The organism is Streptomyces mobaraensis, assembly GCF_020099395.1.
Classification (GTDB): domain Bacteria; phylum Actinomycetota; class Actinomycetes; order Streptomycetales; family Streptomycetaceae; genus Streptomyces.
This window is the reverse complement of record NZ_CP083590.1, coordinates 7303325-7317711: the sequence shown is the minus strand read 5'-3', so window position 1 is coordinate 7317711 and position 14387 is coordinate 7303325. Positions and strand designations below refer to the sequence as shown.

Annotated in this window: 9 protein-coding genes; 2 read left to right on the top strand and 7 right to left on the bottom strand. The window is 75.0% G+C overall.

Annotated features, from left to right (window positions below; genetic code table 11):
* Positions 1–185: 185 nt before the first annotated feature.
* From K7I03_RS32190 to K7I03_RS32170, 5 genes are all read right to left on the bottom strand, one after another.
* On the bottom strand, positions 186–1568 hold the full coding sequence (locus K7I03_RS32190) for an MFS transporter (protein WP_185945425.1): 1383 nt from the start codon (positions 1566–1568) through the stop codon (positions 186–188).
* Positions 1565–2029: a nitrite reductase (NAD(P)H) small subunit gene (locus K7I03_RS32185; protein WP_185945426.1), complete on the bottom strand. Its 465-nt coding sequence runs from the start codon at positions 2027–2029 to the stop codon at positions 1565–1567. Before K7I03_RS32185 ends, K7I03_RS32190 begins: the two co-directional genes overlap by 4 nt.
* Entirely contained in the window at positions 2026–4653 is a 2628-nt protein-coding gene (nirB, locus tag K7I03_RS32180) for a nitrite reductase large subunit NirB (protein WP_185945427.1), read from the bottom strand. The genes K7I03_RS32185 and nirB overlap by 4 nt, the downstream gene beginning before the upstream one ends.
* Before the next feature lie 939 nt (positions 4654–5592).
* On the bottom strand, positions 5593–6927 hold the full coding sequence (locus K7I03_RS32175; RefSeq protein ID WP_449657239.1) for an NAD(P)/FAD-dependent oxidoreductase: 1335 nt from the start codon (positions 6925–6927) through the stop codon (positions 5593–5595).
* A gap of 500 nt (positions 6928–7427) precedes the next feature.
* Positions 7428–9608 (bottom strand): molybdopterin oxidoreductase family protein, encoded by a 2181-nt coding sequence (locus K7I03_RS32170; RefSeq protein WP_185945429.1) that lies wholly within the window; start codon positions 9606–9608, stop codon positions 7428–7430.
* 191 nt (positions 9609–9799) lie between these two features.
* Between K7I03_RS32170 and K7I03_RS32165 the strand changes: the two genes are divergently transcribed.
* A complete protein-coding gene (locus tag K7I03_RS32165) occupies positions 9800–10981 on the top strand; it encodes a uroporphyrinogen-III synthase (protein ID WP_185945430.1) in 1182 nt (393 codons plus the stop codon).
* A gap of 430 nt (positions 10982–11411) precedes the next feature.
* Here the strand turns inward: K7I03_RS32165 and K7I03_RS32160 are convergent, their stop codons facing one another.
* Complete coding sequence (locus tag K7I03_RS32160; protein ID WP_185945431.1) at positions 11412–11909, bottom strand: hypothetical protein; 498 nt, start codon at positions 11907–11909, stop codon at positions 11412–11414.
* Between the two features lie 113 nt (positions 11910–12022).
* The gene (locus K7I03_RS32155) at positions 12023–13150 is read right to left on the bottom strand and encodes a MerR family transcriptional regulator (protein ID WP_185945432.1); all 1128 of its coding nucleotides are present in this window, start codon (positions 13148–13150) and stop codon (positions 12023–12025) included.
* Positions 13151–13304: 154 nt separating this feature from the next.
* Between K7I03_RS32155 and K7I03_RS32150 the strand changes: the two genes are divergently transcribed.
* Positions 13305–14345, top strand: coding sequence for an alpha/beta fold hydrolase (locus K7I03_RS32150; protein ID WP_185945433.1), 1041 nt, complete (start codon positions 13305–13307; stop codon positions 14343–14345).
* Positions 14346–14387: the final 42 nt, after the last annotated feature.

Here is a 14387-nt window from a genome sequence, read left to right as displayed (position 1 = left end):
CCGCCCCCGCACCCCCGAAGCGCCCTGCGGGCGCTGTCCTCAAACGCCGGACGGGCTATATAAGCCCGTCCGGCGTTTGAGGACGAGCGGCGAAGCCGCGAAAAGCGGAGTCTGGGGCGCAGCCCCAGGAAACTGGGGGCACCTCCCAGCGGTAGCTGGGGGAGAAAGGGCGGGACCGGGGCACCTCACACCGGCTCGGCCCCCCGCCGCCGCAGATACACCACCCACGTGACCACCAAACACACCACATACCAGCCCAGAAAGGCCAGATACGCCGGCTCCCCACTGCCACCGCTCTGGAACGCCTGCCGGAACGCGACGTTGATCAGAACGCCACCGAGCGCCCCGACCGCCCCCGCGACGCCCATGGCGGCATTGGCATGCTGGTGCGCCAGCCGATGCGCTGCCTCGGCCTCCGCACCGCCCGCGACCCGCCGCCGTGCCGCCGCGCGATGCAGCGCGGGGATCATCTTGTAGGTCGAGCCGTTGCCGAGTCCGCTGAGGCAGAAGAGGAGCACGAACCCGGTCAGGAACAGCGGCAGCGACCCCTCCCGCGAGGCCGCGACGACGAGGCCGGTGCTCCCGGCCATCGCGGCGAACGTCCAGAACGTGACGCGCGCCCCGCCCCACCGGTCGGCCAGGACGCCGCCCAGGGGCCGGACCAGCGAGCCCAGCAGCGGCCCCAGGAAGGTGAGGGAGGCCGCCCGGACGGGCGTCGGGAAGTCGTCCGGGAACTGGACGAGGAGCACCTGCCCGAAGGCGAAGCCGAAACCGATGAACGAGCCGAACGTCCCGATGTAGAGCAGGGAGACGGTCCAGGTGTGCCCCTGCCGGGCCACCTCGCGCAGTGGGCGGCCGGGCGGGCGGGGGCCGCCGAGGTCGTCCATGCGCAGGGCGGCGGCGAGGGCGGCGAGCACGATGAGCGGGATGTAGACGAGGACGATCAGCCGGGGGTGCCCGGCGCCCGCCGTGCCGAGCACCAGGAGGCCGAGCACCTGCACGGCGGGTACGCCGAGGTTGCCGCCGCCGGCGTTGACGCCGAGGGCGCGGCCCTTGAGATGCTGCGGGTAGAACGCGTTGATGTTGGCCATCGACGAGGCGAAGTTGCCGCCCCCGACCCCCGCGACGGCGGCCACCAGTATCAACGTCGGGTAGGAGACGCCCGGTTCGAGGACGGCGGCGGCGAGCGCGGTGGGGACGAGGAGGACGACGGCGCTGATCACCGTCCAGGTCCGGCCGCCGAAGACGCCCACGGCGACGGTGTACGGCAGCCGCAGCGCGCCGCCGACGAGCGTGGGCACCGCCGTGAGCAGGAACTTCCCGGCCGGGTCGATGCCGTACTCGGGACCGAGGAAGAGGACGAGGACGGACCACAGGCTCCACACCGAGAAGCCGATGTGCTCGCAGAGGACGGAGAGGACGAGGTTGCGCCGGGCGGTGCGGGCGCCCCCGGCCGCCCAGAACGCCGGGTCCTCGGGCCGCCAGTCCTCGACGCGCCGTCGGCGGCGTGGTGTTGGTGCGGCGGATGGTTCGTGGGCCCGTTCGACGGCGGGGGTGACGGGGTTCACGAGTACTCCCGGGGCGGGGCGGACGGACGGTCGGCGGAAGGTCGGTCGGCGGACGGAGCGGTGGTCGCGTCGGCGGGACGGTGCCGGTCGTCGGAGGCATCGGCGAGGCGCACCGGCCACACCGGCAGCACGGCCGAGGTGCCGCCGGGTGCCCCGGGCTCGTCGGGGCAGGCCCCCGAGCGCAGGTCGAAGGCGCGGTGGTACATGGGCTCGACCACGACGGGCGCGCCGTCGCGGCTCCCGAGGAGGCCGCGGGACACCACGTACGCCCCGCTGAACGGGTCCCGGTTGCCGACGGCGTAGAGCCGGCCGGCCCGGTCCCGGAAGACCGCCACCTGGTGGCCGCCGACGAGGGCGGCGACCCCGCGTCCCGGGATCAGGTCGTCGTAGGGGCAGACGGGGGTCCAGCCGGCGCCGGTGTCGACCTCGACGGCGCGGTGAGCGGCGCGGCGGGCGGTCACCGGGCCACCCCCGCGACGGTCGGCACGGGGAGGACGGGCGGGGCGGCCGGGCGGATCCGGCCGGGTTCGCCCTCGAAGCGGACGGCCGGGTCGGGGGTGCCGGGCGCGTTGACGAACGAGACGAAGCGGCGCAGCCGTTCGGGGTCGTCGAGGGTGGCGCGCCACTCGTCCTCGTAGGTGGCGACGTGCTGGGCCATCAGGGCGTCGAGGTCGGCACAGATGCCTAGGGAGTCGTCGACGACGACGGACCGCAGCCGGTCGAGTCCGCCCTCCATGCGCGCGATCCAGGGGGCGGTGCGCTCCAGCCGGTCGGCGGTGCGGATGTAGAACATCAGGAAGCGGTCGAGGGTGCGGACGAGGGTGTCGCGGTCGGCGTCGGCGAGGAGCAGTTCGGCGTGGCGGGGGGTCGTCCCGCCGTTGCCGCCGACGTAGAGGTTCCAGCCGGCGGCGGTGGCGATGACGCCGAAGTCCTTGCCGCGGGCCTCGGCGCACTCGCGGGCGCAGCCGCTGACGGCGGCCTTGAGTTTGTGCGGGGAGCGCAGGCCGCGGTAGCGGAGTTCGAGCTCGACGGCGAGGGCCACGGAGTCCTGGACGCCGTAGCGGCACCAGACCGAGCCAACGCAGGACTTCACCGTGCGCAGCGCCTTGCCGTAGGCGTGTCCCGACTCGAAGCCGGCGTCGACGAGCCGCCGCCAGATGTGCGGGAGCTGGTCGACGGTGGCGCCGAGCAGGTCGATGCGCTGCCCGCCGGTGATCTTCGTGTAGAGGCCGAAGTCGCGGGCGACCTCGCCGATGACGATGAGCTTCTCGGGGGTGATCTCGCCGGCGGGGACGCGGGGGACGACGGAGTAGGAGCCGTTGCACTGGAGGTTGGCGAGGAAGTGGTCGTTGGTGTCCTGGAGGGCGGCCTGTTCGCCGTCGAGGATGTGGACGGAGTTGCCGAGGCGGGGGTTGAGGGTGGCGAGGATGGAGGCGACGACGGGTTTGCAGGTGTCGCAGCCGTCGCTGCCGTGGGCGGCGCTCCCGTGCTCGTCGATGAGGCGGGAGAAAGTGGTGATGCCGGTGACGCTGATGATGTCGAAGAGTTCGGCCCGGGTGTGAGTGAAGTGTTCGCAGAGGCCCTTGGGGGCGGGCGTGATGCCGGCGGGGGTGGTCGCGCCCTCGACGAGCTTGGTCAGCATGGAGACGCAGGAGCCACAGCCGGTGCCGGCGTGGGTCTGCCGCTGGACGGCGCGGACGTCCCAGCAGCCGTGGTCGGTGACGGCGGCGCGGATGCGGCCCTTGGTGACGTTGTGGCAGGAGCAGACGATCGTGGTGTCCGGGAGGCTCTCCGGGCCGGGCGCCGCGCTGCCCACCGCGGAGGCGGGCAGGAGGAGCCGTTCCGGCGCGGTGGTGAGCGGGGTGCCCGCCTCCGCGAGTGGCCGGAGCACGTCGTAGGCGTCCGTGTCGCCGACGAGGACGCCGCCGAGCAGCCGGCCGTCGGGGGCGACGACGAGCTTCTTGTACACGCCGTCGCGGCTGTTGGCGTAGCTGACCTCCAGGGCGTCGTCGCCGGTGGCGTGGGCGTCGCCGAAGCTGGCCACGGCGACGCCGAGGAGCTTGAGGCGGGCGGCGGGTTCGGCACCGGTGAAGCTGCCGTCGCCGCCCGTGATCCGGTCGGCGGCGGCCTCGGCCATCGCGTAGCCGGGGGCGACGAGGCCGTGCACCCGGCCGTCGGGGGTCAGGGCGCACTCGCCGACGGCCCAGACGCGGGCGTCGGCGGTGCGGCACCCCTCGTCGACGACGATGCCACCGCGCTCGCCGACGGGCAGCCCGCAGGCGCGGGCGAGTTCGTCGCGGGGCCGGACGCCGGCGGAGAACACGACCAGCCCGCAGGGGACGACCGTGCCGTCCGAGAGCGTCACGCTGCCGACGGTCCCGTCCGGCCCGGCCTCGACGGCACGGGCACCGACACCGGTGTGCACGACGACGCCCAGCTCCTCGACCTTGCGGCGCAGGGCGGCACCACCGCCGTCGTCGACCTGGGCGGCCATCAGCCGGGGCGTGAACTCGACGACATGCGTCTCCAGCCCCAGGGCCCGCAGCGCCCCCGCCGCCTCGAGACCGAGCAGCCCGCCACCGACGACGAGCCCGGTCCGCACGCCCTCGGCACGGGCGCGCAGGGCTTCCAGGTCGTCGAGAGTGCGGTAGACGAAGCAGCCGGGAGTGTCCTGACCGGTGACGGGCGGGACGAAGGGGCGCGATCCGGTGGCCAGCACGAGGGTGTCGTACGCGTACACCGCACCCGAGCGGGTGGTGACCTTGCGGGCGACGCGGTCGATCGCCGTGACGGGGTCGCCGAGATGCAGCCCGATACCGGGACGGCCCGCGAACTCCTGCGGCCAGAGCGACAGTTCCTCCTCCGAGACGCCCGAGAGGAACGAGGTGAGCCGGACGCGGTCGTAAGCCGGGCGCGGCTCCTCGGCGAGGACGGTGACGTGCGGGGCCTCCGCACCGAGCCCTTCGGTACGCCGGACGAACGCTTCCAGGAAGCGCTGGCCGACCATGCCGTGGCCGACGAGCACGAGGTGGGTCGGGGTGTGGTGAGGCGGAGTGCGGTGGGGCGGGGTGCTGGGGGTGGTCATGTGGTCGGTCCGCCTTTCGGGAGCGTCAGCGGGTGCACGGGGGCGGCGGGGGCGGCGCGGCGCGGGAAGCGGCGTCGGGCTCGCGCCCTGGGTGCACTTGAGTGCCTGCGGGGGCCCCGGCGCCGTCGGCGGGGAGGACGGTTCAGCTGGTGCGACGAGGGACGAGGGCGTCGCATGGCGGGCTCGCGCCCGATGACTCCCTCGGGTGACCTCGGTGTCAGTGGAGCCCCGGCGCCATCGGCGGGGAGGTCGGTTCGGCTGGTGCTGCGAGCGACGGAGGGCGAACTCGTGCCCCCGGTGCACTTGAGTGACTGCCGGGCCCCGGCACCATTGGCGGGGAACGCAGTTCAGCCAGTACGACGGGAGCGACGCAGGACGAACTCGCGCCCTCGGTGCACTTGAGCGACCGCCGGACCCCGGCACCATCGCCGGAGTGAACTGTCCCGCTCGCGCGACGGGGATGTCGCGCGGCGGCCTGGCTGGGCCGTCGAGCCTCGGCGCCATCGCCGGGAGGGCGGTTCGGCTGGTACGAGGGCGTCGCGCGGCGCCCTCGTCACCCTTGACGGCTACGGAATCCGGCATCTTCGGCGGGGAGGGGAACGGTCCGGTCGGTTCGGCACGGCGTCCGGCGAGCCCGCGCCCGACGGTGTCCCCGGCGGCCTCGATGTCCTTGACGGACACGGAACTTCGGCGCCTTCGGCGGGGAGGACGACGCGACTGGTACGGCGGCGACGCGCGGCGGGTTCGTGCCCCACAAGGCCCCCGGGTGTCCTCGCCGGCTCCGCGCCCCCGGCGCCATCGGCGGAATGGACGGATGGAAGGACGGATGTCCGGCCGGTGTGGCGGGGAACGTGCGGTCCGGTCCGCGCGGTGGCGGACGACGCCGGGGAGCCGCCCGGCCGTCGTGGCGGCCGTCGTACCGGCCGTCGTGGCGCGGCCTCATGGGCAGCCCTCCCCCACGAGCAGGTCCAGCGCGTACCCCGCCACGGGCTCGCCGCGTGCCACGGCGTCCCCCACGTCGCCCACGGTCGTCAGGTCGCCGACGAGGATCGCGCCGACGGGCACGCCCCCGCGCAGCACCAGCTTCCGGTAGGTGCCGCGCGTCGCGTCGGCCAGGGTGACGACCTCGGTGTCGTCGCCCGAGGCCGTCGAGTCGCCGAACGCGGCCACCTCCACCGGGCCCCCGCCGAGCCGCAGGAAGCGGACGGGAGAGGCGGGACGACGCGTGCCGGCCGGGGCTCCGGAAAGCTCCGCCGCGCGGGCGGCGGCCAGGGCGTCGGCCTGTTCCCAGGCGGCCTCCGCCCGGCCGTGCACGACGTTCCGCTGCTCGGCGCAGTCGCCGATCGCGTACACGTGCGGCGCGGACGTGGCGAGGCTGTCGTCCACGACGACGCCGGTGGCCACGGCGAGGCCGGCGGCCCGCGCGAGTTCGGTGCGGGGACGGACGCCGCAGGCCAGGACGACGGTGCGGGCGTCGAGCCGCGTCCCGTCCGACAACCGCAGCCCGGCGATCCGGCCGTCGTCGCCGAGCGCCGTGGCGGCGCCCGGCTCGTGGTGCACCCGGACGCCGAGCGAAGCGAGGGTACGGCGCACGACGGCGGCGGCGCCCGCGTCGAGGTGACGGTCCATCACATGAGCGCGGTCGTGGACCAGATGGACCGGGACCCCCGATCCCGCGAGCGCCTGCGCCGCGCCGACGCCGAGGACTCCCCCGCCGACCACGACGGCCGTCCCGCCGTTCCGGACGCCCGCCGCGATCCTGGCGCGGTCGCCGAGCGTGCGCAACGCGTGGACCCCGTCCCTGAGGGCCCCGGCGGCGGTGCGCAGCCCGGGCAGGTCCGGCAGGACGGGTGCGGCGCCGGTGGCCAGGACGAGGGTGTCGTACCCGGCGGTCTCCCCGCCGGCCGTGCGCAGCGTCCGCGCTCCCGGGTCGATCGCGACGACCTCGGTGCCGGTGCGGACGGCCGCCCCGCCGGTGGGCAGGGCGACGGCGCCGGACGGGTATCGGCCGCTCAGCAGGCCGGTGAGGAGGGTGCGGTTGTAGGGCGCGTACGGCTCGGCACCGTAGAGCGTCACCCGCGCGCTCCCGTCCGGCGCGAGCGCGAGCAGCTGCCGCGCGAACCGGGCGGCGGCCATCCCCGCCCCGACGACGGCGACGTGGTGGGGGGCGCGGGCGCGCGGCGACTGCCGCGCGGCGGATGCCGGGACGGGCGGGGCGCCGGCGCACGCCCGGTGTCCGTCCGATGATCCGGGGCCGTCCTCGGCAACGCGCAGGGGGCCCAGCCCCCGACCGGACGGAATACCAGCACACACACGGCGCCCACCCGCCGGTCCAGGGCCCTCCTCGACAGCGCGCAGGGGACCCGACCCCCGCCCGGACGGAGTACCGGCACACACGCCGCACCCGCCCGCCGGTCCAGAGCCCTCCTCGGCAACACGCAGGAGACCCGGCCCCCGACCGGACGGAATACCAGCACACACACGGCACCCACCCGCCAGCCCAGCACCCTCCTCGACAACACGCAGGAAGCCCGGCCTTCGATCGGACGTCCCCGTCGACCGTGGCGCCGCCGCGCCGCCGGCCGATGCCCCGTCCACCGACGACCGCCTCACGGATGACGTCCTGGTCCGCGCATCCGGCGACGCCGACGCCAACACCGACGGAATGCCGCCCGCGCCCGCGGACCGTACGATCGACCCCCGCCCCTCGGCGGACGCCAGGCAAACTCCGGCGGCCCCGCCCTGCGGCGTTCGCGCCCCCGCCACGCCCCCGCTCACCACGCCCCCTCCCACTCCGTCGCCTCCCACTCCGTCACCCCCCGCTCCGCCGCCTCCACCCGCACCGCGCACACCTTGAACTCCGGCATGCGGGAGACGGGATCGAGGGCGGGGTTGGTGAGGGTGTTGGCGCGGCCGGGGCCGGGCCAGTGGAAGGGCATGAAGACGGTGTCGGGCCGGATCCGGTCGGTGACGACGGCGGGGGCGGTGACGCTCCCGCGCCGGCTGGTGACGGTCAGCGGGGCGCCGTCGGCGACGCCCAGCCGGGCCGCCAGCCGGGGGTGGACCTCGACGAAAGGGCCCGGCGCCGCCCGGTCGAGCTCCGGGGTGCGGCGCGTCTGGGCGCCGCTCTGGTAGTGGGCGAGGACGCGCCCGGTCGTCAGACGCAGCGGGTAGTCCGCGTCCGGTTCCTCGGCCGCCGGCCGGTGGGAGACGTCGGCGAAGCGGGCGCGGCCGTCCGGGGTGGCGAAGCGGTCGAGGAACAGCCGCGGGGTCCCGGGGTGGTGGGGCCGTCCGGCGCCGGTGCGCGGGCAGGGCCAGAAGACGCCGTCCTCGGCCCGGATCCGGGCGTAGTCGATGCCGGAGTAGTCGGCCTGGCCGCCGGCGGACGCCTCCCGCAGTTCCTCGAAGGCCTCCTCGGCCTCCGTGGGGAACCCCTTCTCGACGCCGAGGCGTTCGGCGAGCCCGTGCAGCACGTCGAGGTCGGTCCGGACGCCGGGGGGCGGGGCGAGGGCCGGGCTGCGGAGGATGACCCGGCCTTCCAGGTTGGTCATGGTGCCGGTCTCCTCGGCCCATTGGGCGGTCGGCAGGACGACGTCGGCGAGTTCGGCGGTCTCGGACCGGACGACGTCGCAGACGACGAGGCAGTCGAGAGCGCGCAGCCGCTCGGTGACATGCGAGGCGTGCGGGGCGGAGACGACCGGGTTGGACCCCATGAGCAGCAGGGCGCGTACGCCGCCGTCGGTGCCGAGCGTGTCGAGGAGTTCGTACGCGGAGCGGCCGGGGCCCGGGAGGGTGTCGGGGTCGACGTCCCACACGGCGGCGACGTGTGCGCGGGCGGCCGGGTCGGTGATCGACCGGTAGCCGGGCAACTGGTCGGCTTTCTGGCCGTGTTCGCGTCCGCCCTGGCCGTTGCCCTGCCCGGTCAGGCAGCCGTAGCCGCTGTGCGGGCGGCCGGCCCGGCCCGTCGCCAGGCACAGGTTGATCCACGCGCCGACGGTGTCCACGCCCTTGCTGTGCTGCTCGCCGCCGCGCGCGGTGAGGACCATGCCGGTGGGCGCGTCGCAGAACAGCTCCACGGCCCGGCGCATCGCGGCCACCGGGACGCCGGTGATGCGTTCGACCCGTTCCGGCCAGTGCGCCATGGCGGCGGCGCGGGCCTGCTCCCAGCCGGTGGTCCGGGCGGCGACGAACGCCTCGTCCACCCGCCCGCCCGCGACGACGAGGTGCAGCAGGCCGAGGGCGAGGGCGAGGTCTGTGCCCGGGGCCGGGCGCAGGTGCAGGTCGGCGGTCTCGGCGGTCCGGGTGCGGCGCGGATCGACGACCACCAGCTTGCCGCCGGCCGCCTGTTGGGCCCGGAAGTAGCGCATGGCGGGCGGCATGGTGTCGGCGGGGTTGCCGCCGACCAGGATCAGGCAGCCGGTGCGGGCGATGTCCGCGAGCGGGAACGGCAGCCCCCGGTCGAGGCCGAACGCCGCCCGCTGGGCCGCCGCGGCGGACGACATGCAGAACCGGCCGTTGTAGTCGATGTTGGCCGTGCGCAGCACGACCCGGGCGAACTTGCCCAGCAGGTACGCCTTCTCATTGGTGAGACCCCCGCCGCCGAACACGCCCGCCGCGTCGCGGCCGTACCGCGCGGCGGCGTCCGCCAGCCCCTCGGCGGCCCGGTCCAGCGCCTCGTCCCAGCCGGCCTCCCGCAGCCGGCCGGTGCGGCGGTCGCGGACCAGCGGCGCGGTCAGCCGGACCCCGGGCGCGAGCACGGCCGCGGCCGAACGGCCCTTGCCGCACAGCGCTCCGCGGTTGACCGGGAAGTCCGGCCGCTCCTCCACCACGACGGCGGCACCGCCGCCCGGTCCCGTACCGCCAGACTCCGGGGAAACGATACGGCGCAGCCGCATGCCGCACTGCAGGGAGCAGTACGGGCAGTGGGTGTCGGCCGGCTGTGCTGCTGAGGTCATGCCGGTAAGCGTCATCCGCCCTCGTTACCACGGTGAAACATCCGTGTTGCCGCGCGCTCACGGAGCACACACCTCGGGCGTTACCCGATGTGCGTTCGCCGACACGTTCTTGTACGAAAGCATGCACCGTCCTTACGCCCCCGTCACTACGGCGAAATGACGGCTTAATCCCCGTCGGCGACTCTCGGCCCATGGGAACAGCCGTGCCGGGAGCGCCCGGTGAGCCGATCGGGCCGCTGACGGGCCTCACGGTGGGGGTCACCGCGGACCGGCGCCGCGACGAACTCGCCGCCCTCCTGCTCCGCCGCGGCGCCTCGGTGAGCGTCGCCCCCGCCCTGCGCATGGTGCCGCTCGCCGACGACGCGCTGCTCCGCACCGCCACCGAGGCGTGCCTCGCCCGCCCGGTCGACTACGTGGTGGCCACCACGGGCGTCGGCTGGCGCGGCTGGATGAGCGCCGCCGAGGGCTGGGGCCTCGCCGATTCCCTGCTCACGGCCTGCCGGGAGGCCGCCGTCCTCAGCCGCGGCTCGAAGACGACGGGGGCGCTGCGCGCCTGCGGACTGCGCGAGGACTACGCACCGGAGTCCGAGACCATGGACGCGGTCCTCGCCTGGCTCCTCGCCCGCGACCTGCACGGACGGCACGTCGTCGTTCAGGAACACGGCGCCCCGATCGCCGGCTTCACCGACGCGCTCCGCGCCCGGGGCGCCCACGTCACCGCACTCCCCGTCTACCGCTGGGGCCCGCCCGAGGACCCCGACGCCGTACGCCGACTCGCCGTCCGGACGGTACGCCGGGAGATCCACGCGCTGCCGTTCACGAGCGCACCGGCGATCGAGGCGTTCCTGACCGCGGCGGGCCCGGGACGGGACGACGTCCTGGCCGCCCTCCGCCAGGACGTGGTGGCCGCCTGCATAGGCCCCCTGTGTGCCCGCCCTCTTGTGGCGGCCGGAGTCCCCTGCGCCTGGCCCGACCGCGGCCGCCTCGGCTCCCTCGTCCGCCTCCTCACCGACGAACTCCCCCGCCGCCACCGCCGCGAACTCACCACCCCGGCGGGGCCCCTGACCATCCAGGGCACCGCCGTCCTGACCGGCGACACCCTCCTCCGCCTCCCGCCCCTGCCTGCGGCCCTGCTCGCCGCTCTGGCCGAACGCCCGGGCACCGTCCTCAGCCGCGCGGAACTGGTGCGACGGCTGTGGCCGGTGGCGGGGGGCGGTGTGCTCGGGCGGGAGCCCGAGCAACAGCAGCACGCGCTGCGGGCGCTGGAGGCGACGGTGGGGCGACTGCGGGGGGCGTTGGGGGCTTATGGGGGTGTGGTGGGGACGGTTACTAAGAGGGGGTATCGGTTGGTGGGGGCGGGGGTTGAGAGGTAGAGGGGGAGTAGGGGGTAAGCCCCGCGTGCGCGGGGACCACAGCCGCTCCAGCTCGACGGCCACGCTCGTGTGGGGACCACCCCCGCACGCGCGGGGACCACCAGCGGACCCAGCCGCTCGCCGGTCACCGGAGGGGACCACCCCCGCACGCGCGGGGACCACCGATGCGCCTGCTGCCTTGCCTGCTGGCCATGGGGACCACCCCCGCACGCGCGGGGACCACGACTGGCGGCCCCTGCCACGGACTCTGGACCGGGGACCACCCCCGCACGCGCGGGGACCACCGCTCGGCGGTGGCCTTCCAGAAAGCGGTGGTGGGACCACCCCCGCACGCGCGGGGACCACAGGCCTCGACCTGGGACTCTACCCGGACCCACCCCCGTTTTTACCCACTTCCGCAGATCGCGACATAAGACTCAAAAGCCCCACGTCACACCGCCGCAGCCCCCCGCTCCACCGCCGTGACCAGCATCGCGCCAATCGGAATCAGCCGGTGATTCAGCGCGTCGAGCGCCTGCCGCTCCGTCTCCGGGATGTGCCACTCCTCCCACCACCCGGCCTCCTCCACCGAGCAGGACTCGAAAGCCTCGGCTTCCCATGCGCGAAGCAGGTCGGCAGCGTACGGAACAGCCGGTCGGGCCTGGTGGGCGTAAGCCTCCAGGAGGGCGATCATGTGGCTGTCCGGGAGGTAGCCTCGCCAGGCCGCGAGGAGGGTGTCGGCGATGCCGACGACGTCCTCCAGCCACAGCACGTGCTCGGTCACCCAGCCCTGCGGGTCGGGGCAGGCGGGCATGCCGGGCAGCAGGCGCCGCTGGAGCCCTTCGCGACGGTGGAAGAAGTCCTTGCCCAGGGCCACCTCTTCACTCGTGGGCAGCCAGGCGTTCCGGCTCAGGGCGGTCACGGCGGCATCGAAGGGATGGGTCGTCATTCCGCCACCCTACGCGGTGCGGAGTGCCGCTCGGGAGGGGAGGTTGTGCCTGTTCAGGGGTGGTTCGGCGGCGGTGTGGCGGCACGTCGCCGCACCACCCCGCCGCGGCCCGGTCAGCATGCCTCGTGGACGTCCGCGACCACGCAGCTCACGTTGTCCGGAGCACCCGACGCGTGCGCCAGGGCGACCAGTTCGCGAACGGTCCCTTCCGGATCCCCGCCGGCGGACGCCACGCGTCGTACCGCCGCGTCCGGGACGACCGCCGAGAGGCCGTCGGAGCACAGCAGGTACCGGTCACCCGTCCGCACTTCGCGCAAACGGACGTCGGCGACGGCCCGTTCCCCCGCGCCCAGCGCCCGGAGCAGCAGCGCCCGTTGCGGATGGGAGGCGGCCTCCTCGGGGGTGAGGGCTCCCTGTTCGACCATCGCGCGGACGAGCGTGTGGTCGTGGGTGATCTGGAAGAACTCACCACCGCGCAGCAGATAGGCGCGGGAATCACCGATGTGGACGAGGGCCATGCGGGAGCCGGTCAGGAGCAGCGCCGTCAGGGTGGTGCCGGAAGCGGCGGAGGCGTCGGCCGTCGCGCCGTCCGCCGTCGCGCTGTCCCCCGTCGTACCGTCCGGCGCCGCGACGTCGCGCACCGCCCGGTCCGCCCGCTCGACCGCCTCCTGAAGGGCGTTGAGCAGGTCACCGACGCCCGGGTCCTCGAACCCCTTCAGCGCCTCGACCGCCGCGGCGCCCGCCCGTTCGCCGTGCTCGCCGTACCCGTCCGCGACGGCGAGGAGGCGGGGGCCGGCGTAGGCGGTGTCCTGGTTGCGTGTCCGGACGGATCCGGTGTCGGAGAGGGCCGCGCAGCGGATGCGCGGGGGCGTGCTGTCGGGCGTCGTCATCACAAGGTGGTCCTTCCACGAGAGGTGGTCGACGAGGAAGGCGGCGAGTTCGCGCCGGGCGGCGAACGCCGTCTCGGACTCGGACCAGAAGGCGCGGACCTCCTCGGCCGCCGCGGGCGGCGCCGTGTCGTGGAGTTCGCACACCCGGCGGATCCGGGCCAGCGGCATGCCGACGCGCCGCAGCCACGCCACGAGCCGGGCCCGTTCGAGCTGCCCGGGTGCGTAGAAGCGGTAGCCGGTGGCCGGGTCGACGCGGGCCGGGGGCAGCAGGCCGAGGTCGTCGTACAGGCGGAGCGCCTTCGGCGAGAGCCGGGACGCCCTGGCGAACGCCCCGATGGTCAGCAGTCCCATGACCGGCCCTTCGTCCTTCCTCGCGCCGGGCCCGTCGCCCGGCATCGCACCGCACCGCCGATGCTGCGGCTTCCCCCAGGGGCAAGGTCAACGGCCCGCCGCCCGTCCGGCTAGCGTGAAGGCACGCCGCGCCACACCACCAAGGGGTCCCGACATGGCAACCGACGCCCTCTACCCGCCGATCGAACCGTACGACGAGGGGATGCTCGACGTCGGGGACGGCAACCTCGTCCACTGGGAGGTGTCCGGCAGGCCGGACGGGAAGCCGGCGCTCGTCGTGCACGGCGGGCCGGGGTCCGGCTGCTCGCCGGAGGCCCGCCGGTTCTTCGACCCGGACCGCTACCGCGTCGTCCTGTTCGACCAGCGCGGCTGCGGCCGCAGCACACCGCACGCCGCCGATCCGTCGACCGACATGCGGCACAACACCACCCACCACCTGGTCACCGACATGGAACGGCTGCGCGAGCACCTCGGCATCGACCGGTGGACGCTGTTCGGCGGCTCCTGGGGATCCACGCTCATCCTGGCCTACGCCGAGCGGCACCCGGAGCGGGTCGCGGAGATCGTGATCACCGGGGTCACCACCACCCGCCGTTCGGAGATCGACTGGCTGTACCGGGGCGCCGCCCGCTTCTTCCCCGAGCAGTGGGAGCGCTTCCGGGACGGCGTCCCGGCGGCGGACCGCGACGGGGACCTGGTCGCCGCGTACGCCCGCCTGATGGAGCATCCGGACCCGGCCGTGCGCGAGCGGGCCGTACGCGACTGGTGTGCCTGGGAGGACGCGGTCGTCTCCGCGGAACCCGACACCGAACCCGACACCGAACCCAAGGCTGAACCCAACGCTGAACCCGACGCCGAATCCGGCGCCGCCCCCGCGCCCTACACCGGCCGGCCGTCGAGGGCCCGCCGCGGCTTCGTCCGGATCGCCGCCCATTACTTCGCGCACGGCGCCTGGCTGGAGGAGGGCGCCCTGCTGCGGGACGCGGGCCGGCTGGCGGGGATCCCGGGGGTACTGCTGCACGGCCGGTTCGACGTCGCCGGGCCGTTGGGCACCGCCTGGGAACTGGCCAGGGCGTGGCCGGACGCCCGGCTGGTCGTCGTCCCGGACGCGGGCCACCTGGGCAGCGAGACCTTCCGGTCCGAGGCCCGGGCGGCGCTCGACCGGTTCGCCGCCGGGGAGGGGACGGGGAGGTGATCAGAGGTAAGGGCCAGGGCGCGCCCGCGAGTTATGACCGCG